Origin of the sequence: Limnofasciculus baicalensis BBK-W-15 (assembly GCF_024178385.1) — a bacterium.
Classification (GTDB): domain Bacteria; phylum Cyanobacteriota; class Cyanobacteriia; order Cyanobacteriales; family Coleofasciculaceae; genus Limnofasciculus; species Limnofasciculus baicalensis.
The window spans coordinates 1-7,572 of sequence record NZ_JAMZMM010000307.1 but is presented as its reverse complement, the minus strand read 5'-3'; the positions used below and the strand labels follow the sequence as shown (position 1 = coordinate 7,572).

The following is a 7,572-nucleotide window of genomic DNA, read 5'->3' as shown; positions in this document are numbered from 1 at the left end:
ATGCAATGGAGAAGACTTTAATTTAATTGCGGAACAAGATAAGTTTGGTTTTCATGTTTCAACAGTATTATGTAAAAATTGTGGATTATTACAAACTAATCCTTGCTTAAGAGAAAAAGATTATATCGATTTTTATCAAAATCATTATAGAAAACTTTATGCAGGGACTTTAGCACTGCCAGAAGAATACTTTACAAATAAGCTATCTTTTGGTAGAAAACAATTTAATTGGATTGTTAAACATCTCGATTTAGAAAAACAATCTTTGGTGCTAGAAGTAGGATCTGGAGCAGGTGCAACTCTTTATAATTTCTGTAAAAATGGCTATAAAACATTAGGAATAGACTACGATCGTGAATGTTTGGAGGCAGGAAAAACAAGATATGGTAAGGATAGTTTATGGAACGTTTACGAGGGCGATCTCCACAGTATTACTTTAGAAGAAAAACCAAAATTAATAATATATTCTCATGTTTTAGAGCATATTTTTGATATCAATAGAGAACTAACTAAAGTCGCAGAGATTTTAAGTGAAGATGGTTATTTATTTATTGAAGTGCCAGGAGTGAAGAATGTCAAAACATGGTATAGCGGTAATTTTTTGGGATATTTAGAAAATGCTCACTTATACCATTTTACTTTAAGAACATTGACAAATATTATGCACAAGCATGGTTTTGTCTTAGTAGATGGAGATGAATATATTCGCGCAATTTACCGAAAAAGCAATACAAACCAAGAAATCGTCAGTGATTTTGAAAATGCCAATAATTTTGTGGAGGATTGTGAGAGATCTAGGTTTATTCTATCTGTAAAAAAACAGCTAAAATTTTTAGTTAAAAAATTGGGTTTGATGAAATGAATAAATGCGCTGTAATTCTCGGAAATCATCCCACAAATAGCCAGCAAACTATTACCTCAATGGCTAATGCCCAAAAGAAGGCTCAATTCACAGAACACAATATATTCCAACTGGAAGACTGCGGTAATATTGCCTCAATTTCTAGAACAGGAATCACCAATAAAATATCGTTACAACTGCAAGGTTCAAAAGGAAATCTGTTAGTAATAACTGGCTTGCCTCTAACTAAAACTGGCGAAATAAATCAACAACTTGCCACAATTGTCGAAAGCGATTATCAAAATGCCGCTCAAGCACTAACCAAATTTGATGGTGCATTCGCCGCCTTATATTGGGATGCCAACGCCCGGAAACTGGCAATTGTCACCGACATTCTGGGAATGCAACCGCTTTATATGGCGCGTTGTCAGGGTGTGCTACTATTGGCTAGTGAAATACAAGCACTTGCAGCTAGTGGTTTAATCGATTTAGAAATGGATTCTGCTGCCTGGGGCGCTTTTGTTACCTTTGGTCATTTTATTGGCAACAGAAGCTCTCTCAAACAAGTGGAAAGGGTGGCTCCAGGTTCTATAATAATCTACGATCCAGACAATGACACCATCTCAGAAAATCCCTATTGGCAATGGCCTTCTCCTCAGCCGGAAATGCGATTGGAAGATCTTGATACGGAGGCTTTAGTCGATATAATTGAACAGGATATCAAAGCTTATTTAACTTATCATCAACCTGGGACAATTTTACTCAGTGGTGGATTAGATTCTCGGCTGATATTGGCGATACTCTCTAAAATAGGTATCCAACCAAATGGAGTAGTTTTAGATCATGAAGATGAGTTTTTTGGTGCGGATGGAATTTATGCCAGATTAGTTGCCAAAAAATTAGGTGTACCCTTGCAGAATATTTCCTCAGATCCGAATTTTTTCTCATCGCCCCAATACCTAGATTATTTGCAATTCAATGAAGTAGGTACACCCAGCCTGTTTCTGTTTATTTCCCAGGTGTTACAGCACCTTCAGCCAGAGATGCAATGCGTTTGGGATGGGCTATTTCCTAATGTATTATTTCAACATTTTCCTTCTATTTCTGGCGGATTTACCCAACTATTCGCTACCAAAGCTATGTCACCAAATTCCTTGCCATGGCAAGGGGTAAAAAAAATATTCTCGCCTCGGTTAGCGGCAGAAATTTATGAAGAGTTTATGACACTTCTTCAAGTGGAAAAAGCGAAATACAGCGACGATGACTTCGGGATTCACCAATTTATGGTGAGAAACCGCACTATCCACCGGATCAGTATAAATCCACTCAAGGTTTATAGCAATATAGTATCACCTTTCACTCCCGGACTAAATCAGGAATTATGGAGGATTGCTCCAACTATTCCTCCTAATCTCAAAGCAAACTTTAGACTCTATCTCGAAATTTACCGCCGCCACTTTCCCCACATGCTGAGTATCCCCTTTGTTTCGGGTGGTAAACTGTTGCGCCCGCAGGCTTTTTCCCCACTCCACGAATTTTTCACAATCGCCTCTAAAGTCCAATCTGGTATAGCAAAGTCGAAATTAGGACGCGATTTTCTCCAACAATTGGGCGTACCTTTACATCGCAAATTCTTTAAACCTTCCACACTTTTGGCAGAAGTAATCGCTCAGGTAAATCCAGCTCATCCTGACTTAAATTCTGACAATATTTGTCGCATCAAAGTCGAAAATGAAACCGATCCTACCCGATTTTCATCTGAGCGGGAACTGTTATTTTATTGGCAGGTATGGAGATGGATAATGGAGGGCAAAATTTATAAAGGGCGAGTCGATTAGGGTTATTTGTTAATATGAGATATTATTGTAGCGACTTGCCCCTACACTCAGCGATCCCTTTCTAAATCCTGAATCACTTTCTCCAAATACCAATTTTCCGACATTCCTGGATGTTTTTGCTTGGCTAATTCAATCAATCGTGCGGCGACATCCCAGTAACCGCCAACCATTCTTAACAGTCTTTCTTGTAATTCTTGATTTGGTTGAACGTTAGACCAAATTTGGTTTTCTTGTTTAATAAAAACATCTTCATTATTAAGCTGATTCGCTCGTTCTTTCCTTGCTACTTCTGCTTTTTTTGCCTGAATCTTCTGCTTATTCAATACTCTTTGATAACTATCCCAATCTCGTTGATCGAAATAAATGTTTGCCGCCTTTTGATAATCATCAACTGCTCCCTGATAATCTTCAAAATCTCCACGAGCTAACGCCCGCTGACAGTAAAATTGGGCATTGTCAGGTTTAATACTTAATGCTCGCGAATAATCCTCAATCCCTTGTCGATAGTTGCCGAGTTTACAGTAACCGTAACCGCGATTAGCTAATGCTTCAGCATTTTGAGGTTGGGTGCGCAATAATTCAGTAAAATCATCAATCGCACCTCGATAATCTCCCAATTCAATCCGCACTAATCCTCGATGATTGCGAATCTGCTCGTCATTAGGGTTCAGTTGCATCGCTTCACCCAAATCTTGAATTGCTCCCTGAAGATTCCCTAATTTTTTCCGAACAATTCCTCGATAGCAATAGGCTTTAGCATCCTTGGGATCTACTTGAATTAGCCAATTAAAATCATCAAGGGCTTCCCGATAATTTTCCCGATAAAACTTTGCCATTGCCCCCTTGTAAAACTCCTCTGTTTGAGGTATGATAACAAGGGAGTTTTGGGATGCTTGAATTTGAGTAATATTATCCAAACAGCGACGGCAACTTTCCCGATCTTTTTGCTCTAAATAGAGTTGTGCCGCTTTCTTAAAATTTGCGATCGCAGCTTCATTATCTCCCAACCGACGATAAGCCATACCTTGCAAGTTACAAGCAGGTGCATGGTTAGGATAAAGACGCAATACCAAATCGGCATCATCAACTGCTCCTTTATTATCCCCCAACCCCAACCGAGTCAAACCCCGCCCCAAATAACTTTCAATACTTTTATGATTAATTCTTAACGCCTGAGTATAATCTGCGATCTCGCCTTCAGAATCTCCCAAATCAAAGCGAAGCGAACCCCTTTTCTAGTAAGCTTCAACAAATTCAGGATTAATTTGTAGCGCTTTATCAAAATCCCTAATCGCTCCTACCAAATCACCTTTTTGTGCCTTATCTATCCCTTGATAATAAAATTTCTGGTCCATAAATTTCCAACCTCCGCGTATCTCTATGTTAGAATTTGACCTCTCCCCCTGCCCCTCTCCTGCAAGGAGAGGGTAGTAAGATTTCTTGCCCCCCTTCCCACACTTCGTGCCGCTAGGCTAACGCCAAGCAACGCTTACGCTAATGGAGGGAAGGGGGCTGGGGGGTTAGGTTTTTCCCTGATTGAAAATGCTGCAATATCTCAGTTTGAAGCAAAATTAATATCAGCAAAGCAGATAATATGGGGAACTAGATCGCTCTTTTTGCCTGAAACATTCTCTAAACATGATACCCAAACTAGCCTTAAATTATCGTCTCCTAGCCCTAACCCTCACTGCTGCCCTCATCCACCCCATCGTAGCGCTAACTCAATCCCATCCACCAGAAGCTGCCGCTCGCAGGATTGAGCGAGAAGCCGTCAAAACCCAGACGGATATGGTTGCCGCACCTAACCCTATTGCCGCAGCCGCAGGTAGAGATATCCTCCGTCGTGGGGGAAGTGCAGTTGACGCTGCGATCGCGGTTCAATTAGTATTAGGCTTAGTTGAGCCACAAGCCTCCGGTATCGGCGGCGGCGCATTTCTAGTTTACTACGATCGCAAAACCAAAGAAATTCATACATATGATGGTAGAGAAACTGCCCCCGCTGCGGCTAAACCAGATCGTTTCCTCAATGAAGAAGGCAAACCTTTACAATTTTATGATGCAGTAATTGGCGGTAAATCTGTAGGTGTACCGGGAACAATCCGAATGCTAGAAATGGCACATAAAGCATCTGGCAAGTTACCTTGGGATCAACTATTTCAACCTGCTATCCAACTCGCTGAACAAGGTTTTTCCATCTCGCCTCTCTTATATACTGCACTCAAAAAAGATTCTTATCTACCCCGTTTAGAGCCAGCAAAAAGTTATTTTTATCAACCAGATGGTACACCAAAACCAGTGGGAACAAAACTGGTAAATAAACCATATAGTGAAGTACTCCGGCGGATTGCTTCTCGCGGTGCTGATGATTTTTATCATGGTAGAATTGCTCGCGATATCGTGGCTACAGTAGAAAATGCTCCTGTGCCAGGAGACTTAACCACTAAGGATTTAGCAAATTATCAGGCAAAAGAGCGATCGCCAGTATGTGGCATTTATCGAGTATACAAGATTTGCGGCATGGGACCTCCTACTTCTGGCGCTCTGACGGTACTCCAAATATTAGGTATTCTAGAAAATTTTAATTTAGCTGCACTTAAACCTGATTCATTACAAGCTGTTCATTTATTTTCAGAAGCGGGAAGATTGGCTTATGCGGATCGAGGATTATACATGGCAGATGCTGATTTTGTGCCAGTACCAATTAACGAATTAATTAACCCGAAATATCTGAAAAGCCGAGCTGCTCTGATTAATCCGGATCGTGCTATGACTGAGGTTAAGCCTGGTGAATTATTATCAAAACAATCCTTACTTTGGGGGGCAGATAATGCCATCGAGTTTCCCTCTACTAGTCATATCGCAATTGTCGATAAATATGGGAACGCAGTATCGATGACAACTACTATTGAAGATGCCTTTGGTTCGAGATTAATGGTACGGGGTTTTTTACTGAATAATCAATTAACTGATTTCTCCTTTTCTCCCACAGTTGATGGTAAACCAGTCGCCAATCGTGTCGAAGCTGGAAAACGCCCTAGAAGCTCCATGTCTCCCATGATGGTATTTGACCAAAATGGCAAGTTAGTAATGGTAGTGGGTTCGGCTGGCGGGAGTCGCATTATCAATTATGTTGCTAAGGCATTGGTGGGGGTATTAGATTGGAAACTCGACAGTCAAGAAGCAATATCTCTACCGAATTTTGGCAACCGGAATGGTGCAACTGAATTGGAAGCTGGTACGGATATTGCTAATCTTAAAAGTGATTTAGAAGCAATGGGGCATTCTGTGCAAGTTTTAGAACAAACTAGTGGTTCCCATGGGATAGTATTAACTGATGAGGGTTTAATTGGAGGTGCCGATCCCCGTCGTGAGGGAGTTGCTTTGGGGGACTGATTATTTTGGTTATTTGTTATTTGTTATTTGTTATTTGAAAAACCAACAACCAACAACCAACAACCAACAACCAACTTAATATCACGCCCCTGCTGAAAACTGCCGTTTCGGCCATTGATAAGTACTTTTGGGAGTCTGTGGATTAGGAGGTTGAGTAGCACTTGTCGTACTTTGGTTTGGCACCTTAGTACCACTTCCATGGAAAATCTGGTGAGCCATTAACACCATTACGGCTTCAAGTACTGACGTTTTATCGTGGGGATTTACTGTTATAATTGGGGGGCGATTGCGATCGTTCATGAAACCCAAACCAAACAAAACATGTTCTTGCCCTAATGCTCCTGGTAAATCCGTACAAGTCATCGCAATAATCATGGGAATTTGCACCCGCTGATTCATAAACGAGATAATTTCGCGGGCATCATTGAAAGCACTAGAGCGATTCGCCGCCACCAGTAAAATATAAGCGTGCGCCCTACGAATTAACAAATCCCACATAAAATCAAAGCGAGATTGTCCGGGAGTACCATAGACTTGCAACTCCATATCTCTACCTAATGCGCGGGTGCCGAAATCAAAAGCTACAGTAGTTTTTTTCTTTAACAAACTAGTGTCATCTGTTGCCCTCTTTTCTGTTTCTATGACTTCCGTTTGACTGAAGGTTTTGACGAAGGTAGATTTACCAGCCCCTACAGTTCCCGTGACGACGATACGCATTGTTTCCATTAGATTTTGCTCCGTAAAAATTGACCCAAACTTCTTGAGTTTATAGGCTTAAACTACAAGAATTATTCACCCTCACACATCAACCGGGCTTCTGGAATTAGAGTGAAGAAACCCGGTTGATGTGTAAGTTTTAAAACTACTGCAACGCTGACTTTAGTTCAACAAGCGTTCGTTTAATTTCTAACATTAATACTCCCTGCTTTGCCGCCTTACTTGCTAGCACCAGAAATACAGCATCTTCACCACAACTAGTCAAAATGCTAAAACCTTCATGCCCCTCAACATAAATGCGATCGATACTACCACGCGCTAATTCCTTACCAATTCGCTCACCTAAAGAAAGCATAGCCGCAGACATAGCGGATACCCGTTCATCATCCATCCCACCTGGTAAAAAAGAAGACAGAGGCAAACCATCTGGAGTCACCATCGCCGCACCCTGAACATCAGTAGTTGATGTCACGAAAGTTTGAAGGATCTGCCCTAGCTTTTGAGAATTGATAGCCATTATTTTATTCCTGTTGAACCTTTAGAGATTACGACGTTTATTCACTGTAAACTAGAACGATCTTTTTTTTTAGCTAGCGACTGCACCGCTGGCAATCAAACGTTTAAATAATCCCTGACTCCAACCTGTTTCCTTGAAAACAACTGAAATCAACCCGCTTCACCATCAACTCCATGAATCCCTGGGGTTCTAATGCCATAATTCTCTCCTGCCTCCCATAATTTTACCCCCTAGTTCAGTTTTAGCAATTTCAGCCGACATTTTTC

At 41.0% G+C, this 7,572-nt stretch carries 6 protein-coding genes; 3 read left to right on the top strand and 3 right to left on the bottom strand.

Annotated features, from left to right (window positions below; genetic code table 11):
* Together NJ959_RS22750 and NJ959_RS22745 are read left to right on the top strand one after the other, a co-directional pair.
* Nucleotides 1-862 (top strand): class I SAM-dependent methyltransferase (locus NJ959_RS22750; RefSeq protein ID WP_254014030.1); only part of this gene is annotated, 862 nt, incomplete at its 5' end.
* Complete coding sequence (locus NJ959_RS22745; protein WP_254014029.1) at nucleotides 859-2,679, top strand: asparagine synthetase B family protein; 1,821 nt, start codon at nucleotides 859-861, stop codon at nucleotides 2,677-2,679. The genes NJ959_RS22750 and NJ959_RS22745, both read left to right, overlap by 4 nt.
* Nucleotides 2,680-2,726: 47 nt before the next feature.
* On the opposite strand, the gene NJ959_RS22740 is transcribed toward NJ959_RS22745, so the two are convergent.
* Entirely contained in the window at nucleotides 2,727-3,890 is a 1,164-nt protein-coding gene (locus tag NJ959_RS22740) for a tetratricopeptide repeat protein (RefSeq protein WP_254014028.1), read from the bottom strand.
* Between the two features lie 427 nt (nucleotides 3,891-4,317).
* Between NJ959_RS22740 and ggt the strand changes: the two genes are divergently transcribed.
* On the top strand, nucleotides 4,318-6,072 hold the full coding sequence (ggt, locus tag NJ959_RS22735; RefSeq protein WP_254014027.1) for a gamma-glutamyltransferase: 1,755 nt from the start codon (nucleotides 4,318-4,320) through the stop codon (nucleotides 6,070-6,072).
* Between the two features lie 81 nt (nucleotides 6,073-6,153).
* Here the strand turns inward: ggt and NJ959_RS22730 are convergent, their stop codons facing one another.
* Entirely contained in the window at nucleotides 6,154-6,798 is a 645-nt protein-coding gene (locus NJ959_RS22730; RefSeq protein WP_254014026.1) for a GTP-binding protein, read from the bottom strand.
* 136 nt (nucleotides 6,799-6,934) lie between these two features.
* Nucleotides 6,935-7,306, bottom strand: a complete 372-nt coding sequence (locus tag NJ959_RS22725; RefSeq protein WP_254014025.1) for a roadblock/LC7 domain-containing protein — start codon at nucleotides 7,304-7,306, stop codon at nucleotides 6,935-6,937.
* Between the last annotated feature and the right edge of the window lie 266 nt (nucleotides 7,307-7,572).